General features: G+C 62.7%; 19 protein-coding genes and 1 riboswitch. Of the genes, 16 read left to right on the top strand and 3 right to left on the bottom strand.

Annotated features, from left to right (window positions below):
• Positions 1-39: 39 nt before the first annotated feature.
• Complete coding sequence (locus KJS47_RS24060) at positions 40-450, bottom strand: hypothetical protein (RefSeq protein WP_249716229.1); 411 nt, start codon at positions 448-450, stop codon at positions 40-42.
• A gap of 748 nt (positions 451-1,198) precedes the next feature.
• Between KJS47_RS24060 and pheS the strand changes: the two genes are divergently transcribed.
• The 4 genes from pheS to KJS47_RS10095 all read left to right on the top strand — a co-directional run bounded on the left by pheS (position 1,199) and on the right by KJS47_RS10095 (position 8,666).
• Positions 1,199-2,233, top strand: a complete 1,035-nt coding sequence (gene pheS, locus KJS47_RS10110) for a phenylalanine--tRNA ligase subunit alpha (RefSeq protein ID WP_213524756.1) — start codon at positions 1,199-1,201, stop codon at positions 2,231-2,233.
• Between the two features lie 18 nt (positions 2,234-2,251).
• Positions 2,252-4,693, top strand: coding sequence for a phenylalanine--tRNA ligase subunit beta (gene pheT / locus KJS47_RS10105; protein ID WP_213524755.1), 2,442 nt, complete (start codon positions 2,252-2,254; stop codon positions 4,691-4,693).
• A gap of 99 nt (positions 4,694-4,792) precedes the next feature.
• Positions 4,793-8,059 (top strand): cell division protein ZapA, encoded by a 3,267-nt coding sequence (zapA, locus tag KJS47_RS10100; RefSeq protein ID WP_213524754.1) that lies wholly within the window; start codon positions 4,793-4,795, stop codon positions 8,057-8,059.
• 16 nt (positions 8,060-8,075) lie between these two features.
• Positions 8,076-8,666 carry a CvpA family protein gene (locus tag KJS47_RS10095; protein ID WP_213524753.1) on the top strand — a complete coding sequence of 197 codons (591 nt, stop codon included), beginning with the start codon at positions 8,076-8,078 and terminating at the stop codon, positions 8,664-8,666.
• 175 nt (positions 8,667-8,841) lie between these two features.
• Here KJS47_RS10095 and KJS47_RS10090 read toward each other — a convergent pair whose 3' ends face one another.
• The gene (locus KJS47_RS10090) at positions 8,842-9,207 is read right to left on the bottom strand and encodes a cupredoxin domain-containing protein (protein WP_213524752.1); all 366 of its coding nucleotides are present in this window, start codon (positions 9,205-9,207) and stop codon (positions 8,842-8,844) included.
• 173 nt (positions 9,208-9,380) lie between these two features.
• Entirely contained in the window at positions 9,381-9,740 is a 360-nt protein-coding gene (locus KJS47_RS10085) for a phage holin family protein (protein WP_213524751.1), read from the bottom strand.
• Positions 9,741-10,024: 284 nt separating this feature from the next.
• Between KJS47_RS10085 and KJS47_RS10080 the strand changes: the two genes are divergently transcribed.
• The 12 genes from KJS47_RS10080 to KJS47_RS10025 all read left to right on the top strand — a co-directional run bounded on the left by KJS47_RS10080 (position 10,025) and on the right by KJS47_RS10025 (position 21,142).
• The gene (locus KJS47_RS10080; protein ID WP_213524750.1) at positions 10,025-12,400 is read left to right on the top strand and encodes an endonuclease MutS2; all 2,376 of its coding nucleotides are present in this window, start codon (positions 10,025-10,027) and stop codon (positions 12,398-12,400) included.
• Positions 12,401-12,519: 119 nt separating this feature from the next.
• On the top strand, positions 12,520-13,200 hold the full coding sequence (locus tag KJS47_RS10075; protein ID WP_213524749.1) for a PspA/IM30 family protein: 681 nt from the start codon (positions 12,520-12,522) through the stop codon (positions 13,198-13,200).
• A gap of 125 nt (positions 13,201-13,325) precedes the next feature.
• Positions 13,326-13,751 (top strand): DUF350 domain-containing protein, encoded by a 426-nt coding sequence (locus tag KJS47_RS10070; protein ID WP_213524748.1) that lies wholly within the window; start codon positions 13,326-13,328, stop codon positions 13,749-13,751.
• A gap of 194 nt (positions 13,752-13,945) precedes the next feature.
• Positions 13,946-14,440, top strand: a complete 495-nt coding sequence (locus tag KJS47_RS10065) for a hypothetical protein (protein WP_213524747.1) — start codon at positions 13,946-13,948, stop codon at positions 14,438-14,440.
• Positions 14,441-14,709: 269 nt separating this feature from the next.
• Entirely contained in the window at positions 14,710-16,140 is a 1,431-nt protein-coding gene (locus tag KJS47_RS10060; RefSeq protein ID WP_213524746.1) for an MFS transporter, read from the top strand.
• Positions 16,141-16,196: 56 nt separating this feature from the next.
• Entirely contained in the window at positions 16,197-17,117 is a 921-nt protein-coding gene (gene cysK, locus KJS47_RS10055) for a cysteine synthase A (RefSeq protein ID WP_213524745.1), read from the top strand.
• Positions 17,118-17,158: 41 nt separating this feature from the next.
• Positions 17,159-17,776: a LysE/ArgO family amino acid transporter gene (locus KJS47_RS10050; RefSeq protein ID WP_213524744.1), complete on the top strand. Its 618-nt coding sequence runs from the start codon at positions 17,159-17,161 to the stop codon at positions 17,774-17,776.
• Positions 17,777-17,867: 91 nt separating this feature from the next.
• Positions 17,868-18,179, top strand: a complete 312-nt coding sequence (locus tag KJS47_RS10045) for a hypothetical protein (protein ID WP_213524743.1) — start codon at positions 17,868-17,870, stop codon at positions 18,177-18,179.
• A 219-nt stretch (positions 18,180-18,398) separates the two neighbouring features.
• Positions 18,399-18,890 carry an Lrp/AsnC family transcriptional regulator gene (locus KJS47_RS10040; protein WP_213524742.1) on the top strand — a complete coding sequence of 164 codons (492 nt, stop codon included), beginning with the start codon at positions 18,399-18,401 and terminating at the stop codon, positions 18,888-18,890.
• Between the two features lie 14 nt (positions 18,891-18,904).
• A complete protein-coding gene (locus KJS47_RS10035; RefSeq protein WP_213524741.1) occupies positions 18,905-20,089 on the top strand; it encodes an aminotransferase class I/II-fold pyridoxal phosphate-dependent enzyme in 1,185 nt (394 codons plus the stop codon).
• A 98-nt stretch (positions 20,090-20,187) separates the two neighbouring features.
• The gene (locus tag KJS47_RS10030; RefSeq protein ID WP_213524740.1) at positions 20,188-20,433 is read left to right on the top strand and encodes an aspartyl-phosphate phosphatase Spo0E family protein; all 246 of its coding nucleotides are present in this window, start codon (positions 20,188-20,190) and stop codon (positions 20,431-20,433) included.
• 160 nt (positions 20,434-20,593) lie between these two features.
• Positions 20,594-21,142 (top strand): hypothetical protein, encoded by a 549-nt coding sequence (locus KJS47_RS10025; protein WP_249716227.1) that lies wholly within the window; start codon positions 20,594-20,596, stop codon positions 21,140-21,142.
• Positions 21,143-21,257: 115 nt separating this feature from the next.
• Positions 21,258-21,437: riboswitch (cobalamin riboswitch) on the top strand.
• Positions 21,438-21,491: the final 54 nt, after the last annotated feature.

Genomic DNA, 21,491 nt, shown 5'->3' with positions numbered 1-21,491 from the left:
CAGGCCATTCCTGGGGGTGCCGGTCGGGGCCCCGTTCCGTCAGGCTTCGCTCGAGGCTTCCTGCACCGGGCGGTGAGCGCCGTGCATGCCTTCGGAGAAGCCCCCGTGATATCCCCCATGATAGCCTCCGTGATAGCTCCCGGGGAAGCCTCCATGATAGCCTCCATGATAGCCCCCCGGGAAGCCTCCGTGATAGCCACCAGGATAGCCGTGGAAGTAGGGGTAACCCCCATAACCGCCGAAGCCATAGCCGTGGAAGGGAATGCCGTCATATACGACATACGACGAATAATACGGGGGATAGTAGCTTCCGTAGGTGGGCGGAAAGCCGTAAGGAGGGGGAAAGCCCGCACCTGATGGATTGAACAAGGAACGGTCGTCAGACTGCGGAGAATACGGGCGGATCGTCAGGTTCGGCTGGTCGTCCGCCGGTTGAATCAACTCGGTCATGCAACAAATCTCCTTTCCTGATCGCGGGAGCCGAAGGCGCAGGAGGCAGTCCGGCCGGCCGTGGGGCGAAGAGCAGAGCGAAGCCGCACAAGCTCGCATCCGTACCTGCTGCCGGCCACCGATCCCGGCGCCGCCGGCTTCCTTGTTGCTTCACTGTATGCATGTGCCCGCCCAGCGGGCACGTGCCTCGGCCAAATTGGGCGCCTGCCCGCTATTCGGATGCACCTGAACCACGCAGCGATCGAAGTGAGGTACCCGCCTGTCTGCCGGATGCGGACAGGCGGGCCGGCAGTCCTGTCCGCCGTCATGACCACACAGCAGTCAATGCTCCAGGGCCATGCGGCCACCCGGAGAACGGAACGGATCCCGTCCTTGCATCCGCTCGGGAATTTGCATATAATAAATCGCAAATGCATTGACGGAGAAGAGTACGCAGCAGGACCCGACAGGGAGAAGCCGCCGGAGATTGAGAGCGGCTTTCGATGGATGCCGGCTGCCGAAGTTCGCTCCCGAGCAGTCCCCTGAACACGGCGCCGCCGGTCAGTAGGGGGTACCGGTTCCGAGCCGTTATGATCGAAGAGCGGGAAGCGTGCGTCTCATCGGGTTCTCCTACGGGAGCCGGCAGGCCGCATTCGCTTTCAATTAGGGTGGTACCACGGCGTCTTCGTCCCTTTCGAGGGAGGAGAGACGCCTTTTTTGCGTTCGCGGACGGACGCCCAGTACACGCAGGAAAGCGAGGAAAATGGCAATGAGAGAACGATTGGAAGCATTGAAGGAGGAAGCCCTCCGCGAGCTGGAGCAGGCGCAGGACAGCCAGCAGCTGAACGACCTGCGGGTGAAGTATCTCGGCAAGAAGGGGCCGCTCACCGAGATCCTGCGCGGCATGGGAGCGCTCAGCGCGGAGGAGCGCCCGGTCATCGGCCAGGTGGCCAACGAAGTGCGCGGCGCGATCGAGCAGGTGCTCGAAGCGAAGCAGGAGCAGCTCACGCGCGAGGAGACGAACGCCCGTCTGCGCAAGGAGACGATCGACGTCACGCTGCCGGGCCGCCGCCGGGACGCGGGGGCGGTGCATCCGCTGAATAAGGTGATCCAGGAGATCGAGGACATTTTCCTCGGCATGGGCTACACCGTGGCGGAAGGTCCCGAGGTCGAGCAGGACTACTACAACTTCGAGGCGCTTAATCTGCCGAAGAACCATCCGGCCCGCGACATGCAGGACTCGTTCTACATCACCGACGACATTCTCATGCGCACCCATACGTCCCCCGTGCAGGTTCGCACGATGGAGCGGATGAAGGGCGAGGTGCCGGTCAAGATCATCTGCCCCGGCAAGGTGTACCGCCGCGACGACGACGACGCTACGCACTCCCATCTGTTCACGCAGATTGAGGGACTCGTCATCGACCGGAACATCCGGATGAGCGATCTCAAGGGAACGCTGCTGCAGTTCGTGCAGGAGATGTTCGGCCAGGACACCCGGATCCGGCTGCGGCCGAGCTTCTTCCCGTTCACGGAGCCGAGCGCGGAGGTCGACGTCAGCTGCATGATGTGCAAGGGCAGCGGCTGCCGTACGTGTAAGCAGACCGGCTGGCTTGAGATTCTCGGCTCGGGCATGGTCCATCCGCGCGTGCTGGAGATGGCCGGCTACGATCCGAACGAATACAGCGGCTTCGCCTTCGGTATGGGCGTCGAGCGCATTGCGATGCTCAAGTACGGCATTGACGATATCCGGCATTTCTATACGAACGATCTGCGCTTCCTGAAGCAGTTCGTGCATGTCTAAGAAGGGGGAACAACGAGCATGAAAGTCTCTTATCAATGGTTGTCCGACTATGTGGACCTAAGCGGCTATACGGCAGAAGAGCTGGCCGAGAAGCTGACGAGAAGCGGCGTCGAGGTCGATATCGTCGAGAAGCGGAACAAGGGCGTGACGAACGTGGTCGTCGGCCATGTCGTCGCCAAGGAGAAGCACCCGGACGCCGACAAGCTGAACGTGTGCCAGGTCGACGCGGGACAGGGCGAGACGCTGCAGATCGTCTGCGGGGCTAAGAACGTGGACGCAGGGCAAAAGGTGCCGGTCGCCCTCGTCGGCGCGAGCCTTCCGGACGGCCTCAAGATCAAGCGGGCCAAGCTGCGCGGCGTCGAGTCGCAGGGCATGATCTGCTCTGCCAAGGAGCTGGGCCTGAACGACCGGCTGCTGCCGAAGGAGATCCAGGAGGGCATCCTGGTTCTGCCGGAGACCACGCAGGTGGGCGAGAGCGTTCTGGACGTGCTCGGCATCGACGACTCGGTGCTGGAGCTGGATTTGACGCCGAACCGGTCCGACTGCCTCAGCATGATCGGAGTGGCTTACGAGATCGCGGCGATTCTCGGGCGCGAGGTGAAGCTGCCGGACGAGCGGGAAGGGCTTGTTGAGACAGCGGCTCCCGCTTCTTCCAAGGTCAGCGTGACGGTAAGCAGCCCTGAGCTGTGCGACCGCTACGCGGCCCGTTATCTCGAGGGCGTGCAGATCGGCCCGTCTCCGCTCTGGATGCAGAACCGGCTCATGGCCGCAGGCGTCCGGCCGATCAACAATATCGTCGACATTACGAACTACGTCATGCTTGAGTACGGCCAGCCGCTGCACGCTTTCGACGCGGATACGCTGGACGGCGGACGAATCGACGTGCGGACCGCCCGCGAGGGCGAACATCTCGTGACGCTGGACGACGCCGACCGTGCGCTTGAGCCGCACATGCTGCTTATTACGGACGGCACCAAAGCCGTCGGCATCGCCGGGGTCATGGGCGGGGCGAACTCCGAGGTTACCGCCGGGACGTCCCGGATCGTGCTGGAGTCCGCCAAATTCTCCGGGCCTTCGGTCCGCCGCACATCGCGCCAGCTGGGGCTTCGCTCCGAAGCGAGCCTCCGGTTCGAGAAGGAAGTGAATCCCGAGGCCGTGCTGCCGGCGCTGAACCGGGCGGCTTCGCTCATGTGCCGGTACGCTGGCGGAGAAGCGGCTTCCGGCATCGTGGACGTAGAGACGCGCAGGCACGAGCCCGTCCAAATTTCGCTGACGCTCGAACGGATTAACGGCTACCTCGGCACCGACCTGACGGCAAGCGAAGTGCTGGAGATTGTGAAGCGGCTGCATCTGGACGTCGAGCAGGGCGCGGACGATGCATTATTGGTGCGGGTGCCTGCCCGCCGCGGGGATATGACGCGCGATGTCGACCTAATGGAGGAAGTGGCCCGCCTGTACGGCTACGACAACATCCCGACGACACTGATGAGCGGCGTCACGACTCCCGGCTCGCTCACCCGCGAGCAGCAGGTGCGCCGGGCGGTCCGGCAGCTGCTTACCCAGAGCGGCCTGCACGAGGTGATCAGCTACTCGTTCGTACCCGAGGCGCAGCGGGAGAGGTTCCGGGGCCGTTATGCGGACGCCCGTCCGATTCGTCTCGCCATGCCGATGAGCGAGGAGCGCAGCACGCTGCGCACGAGCCTCGTACCGAACCTGCTCGAGATCGCCGAGTACAACCGCAACCGGAGCATCGACGATGTCGCCGTGTTCGAGATCGGCAAGGTGTTCCTGACGCAGGAGAAGGAGCTCGGCTCGCTGCCGCAGGAGCGGCTCTTGCTTTCCATCCTGTGGACGGGCAGCCGCCAAGGCGCCCATTGGTCCGGCAAGCCGGCCAAGGCCGACTTCTACGACCTGAAGGGCGTAGTTGAGAAGCTGACCTCCTATCTCGGCGTTCCGGCCGAATACCGGAGCGCGCAGCCGGAGGGCTACCATCCGGGCCGCACGGCCGAGGTGGTGGTCCGGACCGAAGAAGGCGAGGCTGTGCTCGGAACGATCGGCCAGCTGCATCCGGATCTTCAGCGGACGCACGATCTGGAGGAGACCTACCTGGCGGAGCTCGAGCTGGATACACTCTGCGGACTCGCGGACTTCTCCGTGCAGTATGCACCGCTGCCCCGGTACCCGGCCATGACCCGCGATCTGGCGCTTGTCGTGGACAGCGGCGTCGCGGTCGGCAGCATGGAGCAAACGGCGCGGGAAACCGCCGGTTCGCTGCTCGAGTCGATCGAGGTATTCGACGTCTACACGGGAGAGCGGCTCGGCGAAGGCAAGAAGAGCGTCGCGCTGTCTCTCGTGTACCGGCACCCCGAGCGGACGCTGACCGATGAGGAAGTGACGGAGCTGAACGGCAAGGTCGTAGCCGCGCTGGAACAATCTTTTGAGGCGGAACTACGCAAATAGAGAAGGAAATAGAGCTGGTCTTATCGAAGTATTTAGAATGGACGATAAGACCGGCTCTTTTTTTCATGGCGAAAAAAAGACCCGGGGAGGAGGAAACGAATGAACATGGAAGAGAAGACATCGGTCCAGGTTGACATATATGGCGCAACTTATAAGTTAATGAGCTCGGCGAGCACGCGGTATATCCGGGAAGTAGCGGCTTACGTCGATGAACATATGCATCAGATTGCGAGTGCGAATTCGCGCCTCGATTCGGTGAAGATTGCGGTGCTTGCCGCGGTCAATATGGCGAACGAGGCGTTCCGCATGAACGACGAAATGAAGGAATTCGAGGCGGTGAAGAGCCGGGCGGACCAGGCGGCGCAGGATCTGGCCCGCCTGCAGGAGCGTCTCACGGGCGTGCAGACTCAGTTCGCCGAGGAGAAGAAGAAGCAGGAGGAGCGGCTCCTCTCGCTGCGCGGGGAGCTGAACCAGGCCCAAGCGGCGTACAAGAAGGCGACCGAGGACGCGCAGGCGGCGCTCGACCTGGCGGCGGAGGAGAGCAAGACGCTCCGCGCCCAGGCGGCTGCCGAGGCCAAGAAGCTGCAGGAGCGGATCGGCAGCGCGGAAGCGCAGCTGGCGGCCGAGAAGAAGCGGCACGCCGAGCAGTCCCAGTCGCTGGCCAAGGAGCTCGAGCAGGCCAAGGCGGCGCTGCAGCAGGCGCGCGCGGAGGCGAAGCAGGCGGAGACCCGCGCCGCGGAGGAGAAGAAGGCCGCGGAGGCGCGCGCCGCAGCGGCGGTCAAGCAGGCAGAGACCCGTGCCTCCGAAGCGATCGCTTCGGCCGAAGCCCGCATGGCGGAGACGGTCCGCCAGATGGAGGTTCGCGCGGCTGCCGAGGCCAAGAAGCTGCAGGATCGGCTTCAGGGAACCGAGGCGCAGCTCGCCTCGGAGAAGCGCCGCCATACGGAGACGGCCGAGGCGCTGCGCGGCGAGCTGGAGGAGGCCCGCGCCGCCCGCATCAAGGCCGAGGACGAAGCCCGCGCCGCGTTAGAGCTCGCGGCGGAGGAAGCGGCGGCCGCCCTCGAGCAGGCGGCGGCCGACAAGAGCGCCGCGGAGGCCCGCGCGGCGGAAGCGATCGCGGCCGCCGAAGCCCGCGCGGCAGAAGCGGTGGACGCCGCCGAGCGCAAGGCGGCGGCGGAGATTGGCGCCGCCCGGGAGGAGGCGGCGAAGCAGCTGCGCGCGGCGGAGGCCGCAGCGGCCGAGAAGCTGCGCGCCGAGCAGGCCCGCGCCGCCGCCGAGGCCAAGACGCTGCGTGACAGCGTCCAGGCGGCGGAGGCGCAGCTGGCCGGCGAGAAGCAGCGGCATCTCGAGCGCGTCGGCACGCTGCGCGGCGAGCTCGAGCAGGTCCGTGCGGAGCTTGTCCGCAGCACGGACGAGGCCAAGGCCGCCGAGGTGCGCGCGGAGGAGGAGATTCGCCTCGTGAAGGCGCAGGCGGAGCAGACGGCGGACGATGCCGCCAAAGCGCTCGCCCGGAGCGCCGAGGAGGCGAAGGCCGCACAGGAGCTGGCGGCCGAGGAACTGCGCGCGGCACGCGAAGAAGCGGCTCTCGCGGCGGAGCAGGCCGCGCAGGAGCTGGAGCGCGCCGCGGCGGACAAGCATACCGCCGAGGCCCGCGCCGCCGAAGCGATCAAGATGGCCGAAGCCCGCGCGCAGGCCGCCGTGAACGCAGCCAAGGCGCAGGCCGCCGAGGCGGTGCGGACGGCGGAGGCGCAGGCGGCGGAGGCTATAGAGGCGGCCAAGGCCAAGGCTGCGGCCGAAGCGAGCGCTGCGGAAGCGCTGGCCGCGGAGGCGATCCGCGAGGCGCAGGCCCGCGCCGGCGAGGAGGCCGGGCGGCTGCAGGAGCGGCTGAACGCGCTGCAGGCGGAGCTCGCGGCCGAGAAGAGCCGCGCCGCGGAGAACGCGTCTGCGCTTGAGCAGGCGCGTGCCGAGGCGAAGCAGGTGGAGGCCCGCGCGGCCATGGAGAAGCAGGCCGCAGAGGCACGTGCTGCCGAAGTCCTCAAAAAAGCGGAGAGCCGCGCGACCGAAGCGGCTGCGTCGGCCGAAGCCCGCATGGCGGAGACGGTTCGCCGGACGGAGGCGAACGCGGCGGCCGAAGCGAGGAAGCTGCAGGAGCGGCTGCAGGGAGCCGAGGCGCAGCTCGCTTCGGAGAAGCGGCGCCATGCTGAGACGGCCGAAGCGCTTCGCAGCGAGCTGGAGCAGGTGCGCGCCGCCGAAGCGCAGGCAGCGGAGCAGGCAGCTGCCGAGTCCCGCGCGGCCGAGGCGCGGCTGGCGGAGGCCGTGCAGGCGGAGCAGGAGCGGGGCGCAGCCGAAGCGCGCAGGCTGCAGGAGCAGCTTGAGGCGCTGCAGGCCCGGCTGGCCGAAGCGGGCAAGGAGAGCGAGGCGCGGCTGCAGGCAGCGCGGGAGGACGCAGGACAGGCGATGGAGCGGGAGCTGCAGGCGGCCCGCGACTTCGAGGAGCTGTTCGCCGAGCACGCCAAGCAGGTCGAGACGGCAGAACGGACGGAGCGCGAGAACGCCGAGCTCAAGGCGCGGCTTGACGAGCAGGGCGTTCAGCTGGCCCGGCTCGCCGAGCAGCTGGAGAGCCAGCAGAAGGAGAGCCGACAGGAGCTCGAGCAGCTGCGCGGCGAGCTGGAGCAAGCCAAGGAGGACGGCCGCCGGCGCAAAGCGGAGGCCGAGCAGCTGACGAACCGCCAGCGCGAGTCGAGCAAGGGGTACGAGCGGCTCAAGCGGGAGGCGGAGCAGCTGGAGCAGGCACTTACGGCGGCGCGGCTCGAGAAGCAGCGCAAGGAGCAGGAGGCGGGTGTGCTCCGGCAGGCCAAGGACGGCCTCAAGGAAGAGCTCACTGCTCTCCGGCAGGAACACAGCGGCAAGATCCGCGAGCTGACGATGCTGCGCGAAGCCAAGGAAGCGAGCGAGCGGGAACAAGCCGCACTCCGCCAGGCGAAGGAAGAAGCGGAGCGCACGCTGGCTCAGCTGCAGGAAGAGAAGGACCGCATCGAGCAGGCGACCGCTTCCCTGTCGGGAGCGAACGAATCGCACGAGCGCCGGCTCGCCTCGCTAGAGGAAGAGCGCGAGCGCCAGGTGCGGCTGCTGGCCGAGCTGCGCGAGGCGAACGAGCGGCTCGAGCGGGAGGCGGCGCAGGCCCGCAGCCAGGCGGACGCGATGCGGGAGGAGCTGCAGGGCGCCCGAGAAGCAGCGGCAGCCGGGGCGGCAGGCGACCGCCTCGCCGAGGAGCACCGTGCGCTGCAGGACGAGTACGAGAAGCTGAAGAAGGAATTCAACGAATGGATCGAGCTGGTCATGGAAGAGCCGACTCCCCGTTCGTAAGGCGGCGAACGAATAGATGGCCGTGGAATCGTTTTGGACCGGGTGGAGCCCGGTCGATGCCGGAATTGTTGTCGTCGTGCTGCTGGCGCTGGCCGTCGGCTACCGGAGAGGGCTGATCACCCAGCTCATCTCCGTGGCCGGGCTGGTCATCGCTTTCCTGACCGCTTATTTTCTGTACGGCGAGCTCGCCTCTCGTCTGGCCGCGTGGATTCCGCTCCGGACGTGGACGGAGGGCTCGAGCTATGAATTTCTGACTACACGCTTCAAGCTCGAAACCTACCTTTACAATGTGCTGGCGTTCGCCCTCTTGTTTTTGTCGGTCAAGCTGGTGCTGGCGCTGATCGGCTCCGTGCTCAACCTGATGGCCCGAGCGCCTGGCCTGAACGCGTTGAACCGCTGGTCGGGGGCGCTGCTGGCCGGCCTCGAGAGCCTCGTCTTGATCGGGATTGCGCTCTATCTGCTGACGGTGCTTCCGTCGGACCCGCTTCAGCATTGGCTGGCCGAATCCCGGCTCGCGCCTATCTTCATGGACGGCGTCACCCGGGTGATGGAGCAGCTCGTCCAGCTGCCGATCCTGCCGTTCGCTCCCTCTCCCCCTTCGGTCTGAGGAGAAGAGCGTGACGCCGAGCACGCACCGGGAGCTTCGCTCGGTGCGGACACCGGACGGGACCGCCTGCTGTAGGGAAGCTCAAGCTCCTTATGCACAACAAAGCCCCGGCCTCCTCGCAGAAGGAGCCGGGGCTTTGCTATGCCTTTAGGGCGGAAGCGGAGTTTCTCTCGTCTTACTCGACGATCAGCTTAGCTTTCATGTTGGCGTGCCCGACGCCGCACGGCACGTTGCAGATGATGTCATACGTGCCGGCCTTGTCCGGGGTATAGCTGGCTGTTTTGGACTTGCTGCTCAGCTTGACGTTGGTGCCTTTGATCTCGACGCCGTGTGTGCCGTTCTTGTCGTCCAGGACGAGTTGGAGCGGCTCGCCTTTTTTCACCACATATTCCTGCTTGTCGAATTGGTAGTTGCTTGCGACGAGCTTGAGTTCCTTGGCGTTCGGGTCCGGTGCCTGGGACGCGTCCTTCGACTGGCCGCCGCATGCGGCCAGCGCGAGCATGAGGACGGCGGACAGCGCAATCGTTACGGTCTTTTTCATTAGGAGATACACCTCCGGATAATAAGAGCTTTGCTGCTCTCTATCATACTCCGGGGGGGATCTTTTTGCAGTGACAGACCTGTGACACTTTCCAAATGGTGGGGGTTACCGCCTGAGGACAGACCGACAGGCCGGGGACTATGGTGCCCCCGGCCTGTGTCTGTCCCTTGGTGTTAGCTCTGCTGCTTTTCTCCGCGTTTGAACGGAGTCGCTACCGGCACGAACAGGTCGATAATGCCGATGACAAGCGCGGCCAGGATGGCGCCGATCAGGCTTGCCCGCACGCCGCCTACGACGAATTGGGCGAAGTAGATGACCAGCGCACTAACGAGAAATCCGACGATGCCCCTGCCGAAGGGGCTGATCCGTTTGCCGAAGAGAGATTCGACCAGCCAGCCGACCAGGGCGATGACGACGGCGAACAAAAAGGCCGAGCCGAAGCTGCCGATGGAGAAGCCGGGAACGATCCAGCTGACGATCATCAGCACGATGGCGGCTACCACCAGGCGGATCAAGTGGGCGAGAATATGCATGAGTCCACCTCCTTTTGCCAGGCGATCCGGATGTGCCATGCCGTCCGGTACTCGGTTAGTATGGGCGGCGACTCGAGCGGTTACGCGAGGAAATGGCCACCGGAAAAGGGAACTCTGCTCCCATTTCGCTGCGGGAGCGAGGGATATAGCACTTGTGCAATTGGCCTCCGACTTCGGAAAAAATCGTTATAGTGTCCCGCTCCTTGGCTATTCCCGCGCGCTTTCGTTATAATAAAAGCCATGTTGACTAAGATTGCAAAGTCTACCAAAAGAGGGAACGTCCATTGAATAAGAAACTGTTGCATACACTTGAATTTCATAAAATAGTAGCCATGCTGCGCCATCATACATCCACTTCGCTCGGCGACCGAGTTGCCGAGGAGATCCGCCCGAGCAGCTCGCTCGAGGAAGTGAAGCGCCGTCTGCAGGCGACGGACGAGGCGTTCGCGGTCGACCGCCTCAAGGGAGGCGCTCCGTTCGGCGGCATCCGCGACGTGGAAGGGTCGGTGAAGCGGGCCCGCCTCGGCGGCATGCTGAACCCGTCCGAGCTGCTCGACATTGCGGGTACGCTGTCCGGCGGACGCCGGCTGCGGAGGTTCTTGCAGGGCGTGCACGAGGACCATCCCATTCCACTGCTGGACGATCTGTCCGGCCTCTTGGTCGAGCATCGTCCGCTCGAGCAGAGCATTGCGGCGGCCATTGACGACAACGCGTACGTCATGGACGCGGCCAGCCCCGAGCTGGGCCGTGTCCGGGCCGAGCTCCGGACGGGAGAGACGCGCATCCGCGAGCGGCTCGAGCAGATGCTTCGCAGCTCGTCGACGCAGAAGATGCTTCAGGAAGCGCTGATTACGATCCGCAACGACCGGTACGTTATTCCGGTCAAGCAGGAGTACCGCAGCCATTTTGGCGGCATGATCCACGACCAGTCCGCCTCCGGGGCGACGCTGTTCATCGAGCCGGAAGCGGTCGTGCAGATGAACAACCGGCTGCGCGAGCTGAAGTTCAAGGAGGAGCAGGAGGTCGAGAAGATTCTGCTCAAGCTGTCGGCGCAGGTCGCCGAGGTGAACGGAGATTTGCTGGCGAATCTGTCCATCCTTGCGCAGCTTGATTTTCTGTTCGCCAAGGCGGCGCTCGCCCGCGAGATGCGCGCGACGCTCCCGCATATGAACGACCGCGGCTACCTGAGGCTGAAGCGCGGCCGCCATCCGCTCATCGCGCGGGAGGTCGTCGTTCCGCTCGACGTGGAGCTTGGCAGCGGGTTTTCGTCCCTCATCATTACAGGGCCGAATACCGGGGGCAAGACGGTAACGCTCAAGACGATCGGCCTGCTCAGTTTGATGGCGATGTCCGGCTTGTTCGTTCCGACCGAGGACGACAGCGAGCTGTGCGTCTTCGACGCGATCTATGCGGACATCGGGGACGAACAGAGCATCGAGCAGAGCCTCAGTACGTTCTCGAGCCATATGACCAATATTATTTCCATCCTGCGGGAGATGACTCCCAAGAGCCTTATTCTGCTCGACGAGGTGGGGGCGGGCACCGACCCGGCCGAGGGCTCGGCGCTCGCCATCGCGATCCTCGAGCATATTCACCGGACGGGCTGCCGGATGGTCGCGACGACGCACTACAGCGAGCTGAAGGCCTATGCGTACGAGCGGCAGGGCGTCATCAACGCCAGCATGGAGTTCGACGTGCAGACGCTTAGCCCGACCTACCGGCTGCTCGTTGGAGTGCCAGGGCGAAGCAATGCCTTTGCCATCGCGGAGCGGCTCGGCCTTGACAAGGCGATCATCGACCACGCGCGCGGCGAGGTCAACGAAGAGGACCAGCGCGTCGAGTCGATGATCGCGTCGCTGGAGGAAAACCGGCTGACCGCGGAGGCGGAGCGCAAGAGCGCCGAGCAGCTGCGGGCCGAGACGGACGCGCTGCGGCAGGAGCTGGAGCGGGAGCAGAACAAATTCCGCGAGCAGCGCGAGAAGATGCTCGAGCGCGCCGAGCGGGAAGCGGCCGACGCCGTTGCCCGCGCCCGCCGCGAGGCGGACGAGATTATCGCGGATCTTCGCCGGATGGCACTCGAGGAGCAGTCCGCCATCAAGGAGCACAAGCTCATCGACGTGAAGCGCCGGCTGGAGGAGGCTGTTCCCGAGCTCAAGAAAAAGGGCGCTCCCGCCAAGACGCCGAAGAAGGCGCGGGAGGTGCAGCCCGGCGACGAGGTGCGTGTCCCGAGTCTCGGGCAGAAGGGCCATGTCGTCGAGATCAGCGGCAGCGATGTGCTCGTGCAGCTCGGCATTATGAAAATGAAGGTCGCCAAGGCCGACATCGAGCTGGTCGGCAATGGCGAGAGCGGTGCCCAAACGTCCAAGCAGCAGCCGCCCAAGGCGGTCACGGGGCTCAAGCGTTCGCGGGACGAGAACGTCCGCACCGAGCTTGACCTGCGGGGCTTGAACATCGAGGAGTCCATCGTGGAAGTGGATCGGTTCCTTGATGAATCGATCCTCGCGAATTTCCACCAGGTCTACATTATTCACGGCAAGGGGACCGGCGTTCTCCGGCAGGGCATTCAGGATTATTTGCGGCGGCACCGGGGCGTCGCCGGCTTCCGGCTCGGCAATTACGGGGAAGGCGGCAGCGGAGTCACTGTCGTAGAACTAAAATAAGCATTTTTTTACTCAGAATCTGAAACTCCTTGTCGGCGTCCCCGTATAAAGAGGATGTAAGGACGTTCATGAACCGTTCACAAGCGAATTCCGATAAATCAAGGAGGCTGTTTCCGACTATGGGTATTTTCAAACGTTTAAGAGACCTCACTGCCGCTTCGATCAACGATCTGCTGGACCGCGCCGAAGACCCGGTCAAGATGCTGAACCAGTTCCTGCGCGATATGGAGCAGGACATTATGGATGCGGAAGCGGCCGTAGCGAAGCAAATCGCCGTTGAGAAGAAGTTCAAGCAGCAGTACGAGGAAGCCGAAGAGATGGTGCAGAAGCGCGAAGCTCAGGCGATGAAGGCGCTCGAGCAGAACAACGAGGACCTCGCCCGCCGTGCACTTGAAGATAAGAAGCAGCACCAGACCCGTTTCGAGGAGATGCACAAGCAGTACGTCATCGCCAAGGACAATGCCGACCGTCTGCGCAAGCAGTTGTCCGAGATGAAGGACGAGTACAGCAAGATGAAGAACAAGAAGGACCTGCTCGTGGCGCGCGCCGAAGCTGCCAAAGCCCAGAAGCAGATCAACCAGGCCATGTCGGGCTTCGGCTCCGACAACGCTGCCCGCGGGTTCGACCGGATGTCCGAGAAGGTGCTCCAGATGGAAGCCGAAGCCCAGGCGAGCTCGGATCTGCGCGACTCCAACCGCACGCTGGACGACGAGCTGAACAAGCTCGGTTCGAACGACGGAGTGGACGACGAGCTGGCCGCGCTGAAGGCGAAGCTCGCCGCGAAGAAAGACCAGCAATAAGCTCCTCGAGCGGAGCCGGGACCGGGGACAGCCATGTCTCCGGTCTTTCTCCGTAAGGAAACGCTTGGTCCGAAGGGCGGGACGGCGGACTGCCGCCGCCTTACCATCTTGCAGGGAGGGCTCCCATGAGCAACGAGCAGCAGTTGGATCGGCTGATGGCCAATCCGTATTTTGAGACGCTGACTTTTTTTACCGTCGCGATTCTCGCGCTCATCGTCTTCATGACGATCTTTAATTTCGTCACGCATTACAACGACTGGGATGAGATCAAGAAGGGGAACGTCTCCGTCGCGATGGCGACCGGCGGCAAGATCTTCGGGATCTGCAACATCTTCCGGTTCGCGATTCTGAACAACGACACGCTGCTCGAATCGATCGTCTGGTCCAGCTACGGGTTTGTTCTGCTATTGGCCGCCTATTACATATTCGAGCTGCTCACTCCGTACTTCAAAATCGAGGTGGAGATCAAAAAGGACAACCGCGCCGTCGGTCTTGTCTCGTTCCTCATCTCGGTCTCGATCTCGTACGTCATTGGAGCAAGCGTGACCTGACGCCGCCAGCCGCAGCATAAAGGCCTCCGCTTCCGCTCTATTGCCGGGGCTGAAGCGGGGGACAAGAAGGAGCGTAGGACGCCAGATGAAGTATCTGTGGGGAAGCTTGTTTGCCGCCGCTTTGATTTTTCTCGGCCTTGGGGTGTATTATTTTGTTACCCACTGACTGAGAGCAAATAAAGGAGGCCGCGGCCATGAGCGACCAACAAACGACCGTATGCCCGTGGTGCCAGACGGAGATCGTCTGGGACCCGGAGATCGGGCCGGAGAAGGAGTGCCCGTATTGCTATAATGAGCTGGACGATTACCGCACCGTCTCGTTTTCTTTTTTGAGCGGAGAAGAGGAAGACGAGGCAGAAGCGGGGGAGACCGGTGCTTACCCGGACGAAGACGTCAGCGCCGAGCCGGTGTACCGGGACGAATACGACGAGACCGTCGAGCTGCTGCAGCGGCAGCAGGACGAGGCTCCCGAATGCCCGCACTGCAAGGAGCCGATGCTGTACGCAGGCATGCGCACGGTGGCGGAGTCCGCCTTTGAGCCGGACACGCCGGCCGCGCTGCCGAAGCCGTTCCTCGCGGCGCCGTTCCGAGAGCGGCTGTTCCTCTGTCCGTCCTGCTTCCAGCTGTCCGCCTACCTGGCAGACGAAGACCGCGAGGCCGTCATTCGCGCGATCAAGGGCGGAGCCTAAAGCGAGAGTATACCGAGGCCTCTAGGGCTAGCAACCAAAGCAGCGTAAGCCGGTTTTTTCCGGCAGGCGCTGCTTTTTCGTTTAGCCCCCCCTGGTAAGAGAATCGCTCGCAGGGCCAGACTTTATGCGGGAATTTGGTTCAGGAGAGAGCGGGGAGCGGAGGGGCTGGCTGTGCCCGGAACCTTCTGGAAGGCGGTCATGCCCTGCCGCTTGTTGGGGCATCTTACTCAAGAAGAACGCCAACCTTGCGGAAGGGGGCACAACGCCTTATGCGGAACGCGGCTACTCAAGGGGCCGGCGGGCATTCGGAACGGGCCGCCGCCCGGCTGTCCGGCCAATGCCGGCTGCTCCTCCTCGTGCAGACGCTGTACACGATCGCCAACGCCCTGTCCGGCACTTTCGTCAGCATTTACCTATGGAAGGTGAAGAACGATTACGGCATGATCGCCCAGTTTTTCCTTGCCACGCAGCTGCTGCTTGCGGCCTTCTTCTGGCTTGCGGGCAAATGGGTCAAGGAAGCGAACAAGATGAATACGCTGCGGGCCGGGATCGCCGTCTCGGCGCTATTCTACGCGGGCGTTCTCTTGCTCGGGCCCAAGGCCGTCCATTACGTCTGGCTGCTCGGCGGAGTGCAGGGGGCGGCCATGGGCCTGTTTTGGGCTGCCGCTAACGTCGTCTACTTCGAAGTGACCGATCCCGATACGCGCGACCGGTTTAACGGCTGGGGAGGCCTCCTCGGCTCGCTGGCCGGCATGCTCGCGCCCTGGATCTCAGGCTTCCTCATTACCCGGATGACGGCGTCAACCGGCTATCGCCTTATTTTCAGTCTCTCGCTGGCCATCTTTCTCGGCACCGTCGTCCTGAGCTTCTTCCTCAAAAAACGTCCGCCGCTCGGCCGCTACGACTGGTTCTACGGCTTCCGCCAGCTGGCAAGGCCCCGCCACCCGTGGAGACGGATCGGAGCGGCCATGGCGGCCCAGGGCGTGCGCGAGGGCGTCTTTTCGTTCCTGATCGGTCTGCTTGTCTACATTGCCACGCGCAACGAGCAGAAGCTCGGGAACTTCTCGCTGATCACCTCCGGCGTCTCCCTCGTCAGCTTTTGGGCTGTCGGCCATTGGCTGAAGCCTCGGTATCGGAAGTTCGGCATGCTGGCCGGGATCGCCATGTCGATTCTTGTGCTCCTGCCGTTCTTTCACGCGATTAACTATACGACGCTGCTGCTCTTCGGCATCGGCACCTCGCTGTTCCTCCCTCTCCTCCTCGTGCCGTCGACGTCGATCGTCTTCGACCTGATCGGGCGCTCGGAGGATAATGCCGAACGGAGGGTGGAGTACATTGTGCTGCGCGAGCTGCTGCTCAGCTCCGGCCGGGTCGCGGGGACCGTCCTGTTCCTGGTGCTGCTGGCAGGCTCGGTGACGCCGATGCGGCTCAACGTATTCCTGCTCGCGACCGGGAGCGCGCCGCTGTTGACCTGGTTCTTCCTCCGGCCCTGGCTCGGACCGGGCGGTGCGGGAGGAGACGAGAGTCCCGAGAGCGGCCAAGCAGGAGAGGAAAGAACTACTTCCGCCGTTCGTGCCCGGCATCGCGGGGCGCGTCTGGCGGAGGGGGCCCCTCTGGAGACCGAGTCTGGCAGCGCCGGGGAGGAGCCGGAGGAAGCCGGTTCTGCGGCTTGCGCCGTCATGACAAAACCTATAAAATAAGTAGGAATAAGAAAACGGGCGTAAGAGTAAGAAGAGAGCAGGAGGAGAGGAACGAGATGACTGCAAGAGTAGTGAACAGCATTACCGAGCTGATCGGCGATACGCCGGTCGTCCGTCTCAATCGGCTGGTCGGCGAGCAGGATGCCGAGGTGTATGTCAAGCTGGAGTACTTCAATCCGAGCGGTAGCGTCAAGGACCGCGCCGCTTACAATATGATCCGCCAGGCGGAGCTGGACGGCGTGCTCAAGCCGGGCTCGACGATTATCGAGCCCACGAGCGGCAATACGGGGATCGGTCTCGCGATGAATGCCGCCGCCAAAGGCTACCGGGCGATTCTCGTCATGCCCGACAACATGACCAAGGAACGTATCAATCTGCTCAAGGCATACGGCGCCGAGGTGGTGCTCACGCCGGCATCGGAACGGATGCCTGGAGCGATCCGTAAGGCGGCCGAGCTGAAGGAGCAGATTCCGGACAGCTTCATCCCGCAGCAGTTCGAGAATCCAGCCAACCCGGATATTCACCGGAAGACGACGGCGCTTGAAATTCTGGAGCAGATGGACGGCAAGCTGGATGCGTTCGTCGCCAGCTCCGGTACCGGGGGGACCATTACGGGCACGGGCGAGACGCTGCGCGAAAAGCTTCCGAATCTGTATATTCAGGTCGTGGAGCCACAGGGCTCTCCCGTTCTGTCCGGAGGCAAGCCGGGGCCGCACGTCCTCGTCGGGACAAGCCCGGGGTTCATACCGGATACGCTGAACACGAGCGTGTTCGATGAGATCGTGCAGGTAGCGGACGAGGATGCGCTGCAGACGACGCGCGACATGGGCAGCAAGGAGGGGATCCTGGTCGGACCTTCGGCCGGCGCCACCATTTGGGCTTCGATCCAGCTCGCCAAGAAGCTGGGACAGGGCAAGCGGGTTCTCTGCATCGCGCCGGATACCGGGGAGCGGTACCTGAGCATGGGGATTTTCTAGATCTAGAACGACTCTAACTTAGAACGGAACGAACACTGCAAATGATCGCATCGATTCTGCATGGCTTTTTGCTCGCCATCGGGCTAATCCTGCCCCTGGGAGCGCAAAATGTATTTATCTTCAGCCAAGGGGCGGCGCATGCCCGGTTCGCCCGGGCGCTGCCAGCCGTCCTGACCGCTGCGCTGTGCGACACGCTGCTTATCTCGGCCGCGGTGCTGGGCGTCTCGGTTCTCATTCTGTCAGCGGCTTGGCTGCAGACCGGCCTGTTCGCGGTCGGCATCCTATTCCTGCTCTATATGGGCTGGTCCGTCTGGCGGAGCAAGCCGGCCGGGCGGGATGGAGAAGCGGTGGAGGTATCGGCCCGTAAGCAGGCTGCGTTCGCCGCTTCGGTGTCGCTGCTCAATCCCCACGCGATTCTGGACACGGTTGGGGTGATCGGAACGAGCTCGCTGAGCTATGCGGGGGCCGAGAAATGGGCATTTGCATTCACGTGCATAGCGGTGTCCTGGCTCTGGTTTATCGGACTCGCGCTCGCCGGCAGGCTGCTCGGTAGCCTGGACAAGACGGGCGGGCTGATGAAGGTGGTCAACAAAGCTTCGGCCCTGATGATTTGGGGCGTCGCGCTCTATCTGATGTACCGGTTGGCTGCAGCCGTGTAGCCGCCGGAACTTTTTTTATCGCCTATTGAATAAAAATACATACTACTGTATAATTATAAATACAAACAACGGGAGAAGAGGTGTTCTTGCTTTGAAGATCGCATTGCAGGCCGGTATGCCGGATTGGACAGAGTTGGAGCAGCTGCTGCGGGAGGCCGGGAACGGCGGAGCGGACAGCGGGTTGGACGGGTGGCGCTTGCCCGCCGAGGCGCGCTGCATTACCGCCTACGACGGCGGCACGCTGGTAGGCTTCGGCGTCGGAGAGCCGGGTGCGGGCGACTTCACATGCATCATCTCCCCGGGCTACGAGCTCCGCGGCATCCCGTCGCATATGCGCAAGCTGATTGAAGTGCTGCAGCCCGCGGACGCCTCCGCAGGCGCCGCGCACGAGCTGATCAGCTGACAAGAAGCAGGACTCCGCCATCGCGATACGTAACTAGATTCCCTTTTTGGGGAAGGATGCCGCCCTCATGCGGGCCGAGAGAGGGAGCGAGCATGCTCCATTCGATTGAACAGAAGTGCGAAGTCCGGCGGTGCCGGGCTTCTTTTTTATGTAAATCTCTTTTGCAGGACGGAAGCATTCGTTGTATAGTGGAACTATCATGCCGCAGGAGGTTGACAGATGAGTGAGCTGAAGCTGAAGATACTCGACTTACTGAAAGAAGATGCGAGAAGAGGCGCGGACTTGATCGCGACTATGCTCGGGGAAGCAAAGGAGACGGTGGAAGCCGCCATCGCGGAACTCGAAGCGGATCATATCATCGTGAAGTACGCCACAGTTGTCAATTGGAGCAAGGTGGAAGAAGACAAAGTGACGGCGCTGATCGAAGTGTCGATAACCCCTGAGCGGGTGCACGGCTTCGACGCGATTGCGGAGCGCATTTATCTATATCCGGAAGTGAAGTCCGTCTATCTGATGTCGGGCGCCTACGATCTGCTGGTAGAGATCGAAGGGAAGAGCCTTAAGGACGTTGCGCTGTTCGTGTCCAACAAGCTGTCCTCGATCGACCGCGTGCTGTCGACGAAGACGCATTTCATCCTCAAAAAGTACAAGCAGGACGGCATCATCTTCGAAGACCACGAAGAAGACAACCGCCTCTTGATCTCGCCGTGAAGGAAGGGTAACCGATGCTTAGAGAAAAGACGATGCAGGATTATCTGGCGCCGCTCGTGCGGGACATCCCGCCTTCGGGGATTCGGCGGTTTTTTGATTTGGTCAGCGCCAGCAAGGACATCATCTCGCTCGGCGTAGGCGAGCCCGATTTTGTGACGCCGTGGCATGTGCGGGAGGCGTGCGTCTATTCGCTCGAGCGCGGCAATACGCGCTATACGCCGAATGCGGGGATGCTGGAGCTGCGCGAAGAGATTTCCAAGTATTTGAACCATTCGTTCCATCTCGACTACCATCCGGACAAGGAGATTCTCGTTACCATCGGGGGCAGCGAGGCGATCGATCTGGCGCTCCGCGCGCTGATCGTGCCGGGCGACGAGGTGCTCATTCCGGAGCCCTGCTACATCTCCTACTCGCCGATTACCGCCATCGGCGGGGGCATACCGGTCGGCATCGAGACGTTCGCCAAGGACAACTTTAAGCTGACGGCAGAATCGCTTCGGGCGAAGATCACGCCGAAGTCCAAGGTACTCATCCTCTGTTACCCGAGCAACCCGACGGGCGGCATCATGTCGTATGAGGACTGGCTGCCGATCGCGAAGCTCGTCGAGGAGCATGACCTGATCGTCATTTCCGACGAGATTTACGCCGAGCTGACCTACAACCAGAAGCACGTCAGCTTCGCGTCCATGCCAGGCATGAAGGATCGCACCATTCTCGTCAGCGGCTTCTCCAAGGCGTTCGCCATGACTGGCTGGCGGCTCGGGTACGCATGCGGCCATCCCGATCTGATCGCGGCGATGCTGAAGATCCATCAGTACACGGTCATGTGCGCCCCGGTTATGGGCCAGGTTGCGGCTCTCGAAGCGCTGCGCAACGGAATGGACGAGAAGGACAAAATGGTAGAATCCTATAACCAGCGGAGACGACTCGTCGTGCACGGCTTCCGGGACATCGGCCTGGACTGCCACGAGCCGGAGGGGGCGTTCTACGCGTTCCCGTCGATCGCCTCGACCGGGCTGTCGTCGGAAGAATTCGCCCAGCGCCTGCTGAGCGAGGCGCGAGTCGCCGCCGTTCCGGGCGACGTATTCGGACTCGGCGGAGAAGGCTTCATCCGGTGCTCGTACGCGACGTCGGTCAGCCAGCTGAACGAAGCGCTCGACCGAATCGACAAGTTCGTCCGCAAGCTGCAGGCGGGCTGACGGAGGGAACGGCGGCTAGGCGAATTCCCTTTTCTACCAAAGTATGCTAAATTAAGAAGAAGAGCTGCTAGTTAGGCATCTTATGGGGGGAATCTGTCATGTTTGCTTACCGTCGTCCGTCTGCCAATGGCTATTTGCTGTTGCGGGAGAATAACAGGAATTGGCTGTCCAAGCTTTCTCCCTCGCATGAAGATCGCCTTGAGGAAGAAATCCGGGAATTGCGGATGAAGATGGAACAGCTCTATCTTGAGCACGGCTCCCTATTATCCTCGGCTGTCATCGAGATCAGCCGCCTGCTGGACGAGAAGATCAACGAATATATCAACCGGACCAAAAACCGGTAAACGCGGCGGGACGGTCCCGGGCCGCATGATTCGGATTGCACGACCTGCGCCTATTGCGCGGGTCTTTTTTATGTACAAGCGGGGCGTGTCTTCGGCTTGGACGAAGCTCCCGGCTCTGTGCTATCATGGAAAACAGGAGACAAGCTGTGGGGGGAGAACGTTGCGGGCTAAGCTATGGAAATGGGGATGGACAGCGTGTGCGGCGGTGCTCGTGCTTATGCTGGCCGCGGGCTGCGGAGGCGGACCCAAAGCGGATGTGTCGGTGTTTTTGATGCCTCCGAAGGGGATGCTGCCGGAGCAGGCGGAGAAGCTTGAGGCGTCGCTGAAGGAGAAGCTCGGCGACAGTCCGACGGTCCAGGTCAATTCGAAGCCAATTTATGACGACCAGATCCTGCTCGTGGAGGTAGCGGCCGGCGAGCACGGCGTGCTGATCATTCCGGAGCGGCAGTTCAAGGGCTTCGGCCAGCAGGGCGGTATGGTCGCGCTGGACGATTTGTTCAACCCCGAGGACTATCCGGGGGGCGTGCTGGAGGCGCCGGTGGACGATAAGGGGAAGCTGGAGAAGCATCTCTACGGCATCCCGCTCGCCCAGAAGGCGTGGCTGCAGCAGGTCGGGTACAAGGGCGAAGAGGTTTACGCGTTCATTCACCCGCGCGCCAAAAATATGGAGCAGGCCAAGAAGGTGCTCCAGGCAATCGTGAATATGTAGCCTCCCGTAGGGACGGCGCGAGCGAAGGAACCCTTGTCACCTGGACGGGGTTCCTTTATAATTTGGGCATAGCGATCCTTTCTCGCTATTCGCAATGAATGAATCAATGAATGAAACGCCTACGACCTGTACAGGTGCCCGCAGCCGCTCGGCGGCCGGGTGAAAAGGGAAGCCGGTGCAAATCCGGCACGGTCGCGCCACTGTGATGGGGAACAAGGAACGCCCGCCGTTCGAGAACGGACGGCGCCGGTCCCGCTCCCTCAGTCAGGAGACCTGCCTGTACGGAGAAGCTGACGACATCCTTCGCGGAAAAGGATCCGGCTGATCGGGATTATGCAGATATGCGCCC

The sequence above is a fragment of the Paenibacillus sp. J31TS4 genome, assembly GCF_018403265.1.
In the GTDB taxonomy this organism is placed as follows: domain Bacteria; phylum Bacillota; class Bacilli; order Paenibacillales; family NBRC-103111; genus J31TS4.
The sequence above is the reverse complement of the archived record's forward strand: the minus strand, read 5'-3'. Positions and strand labels throughout refer to the sequence as shown.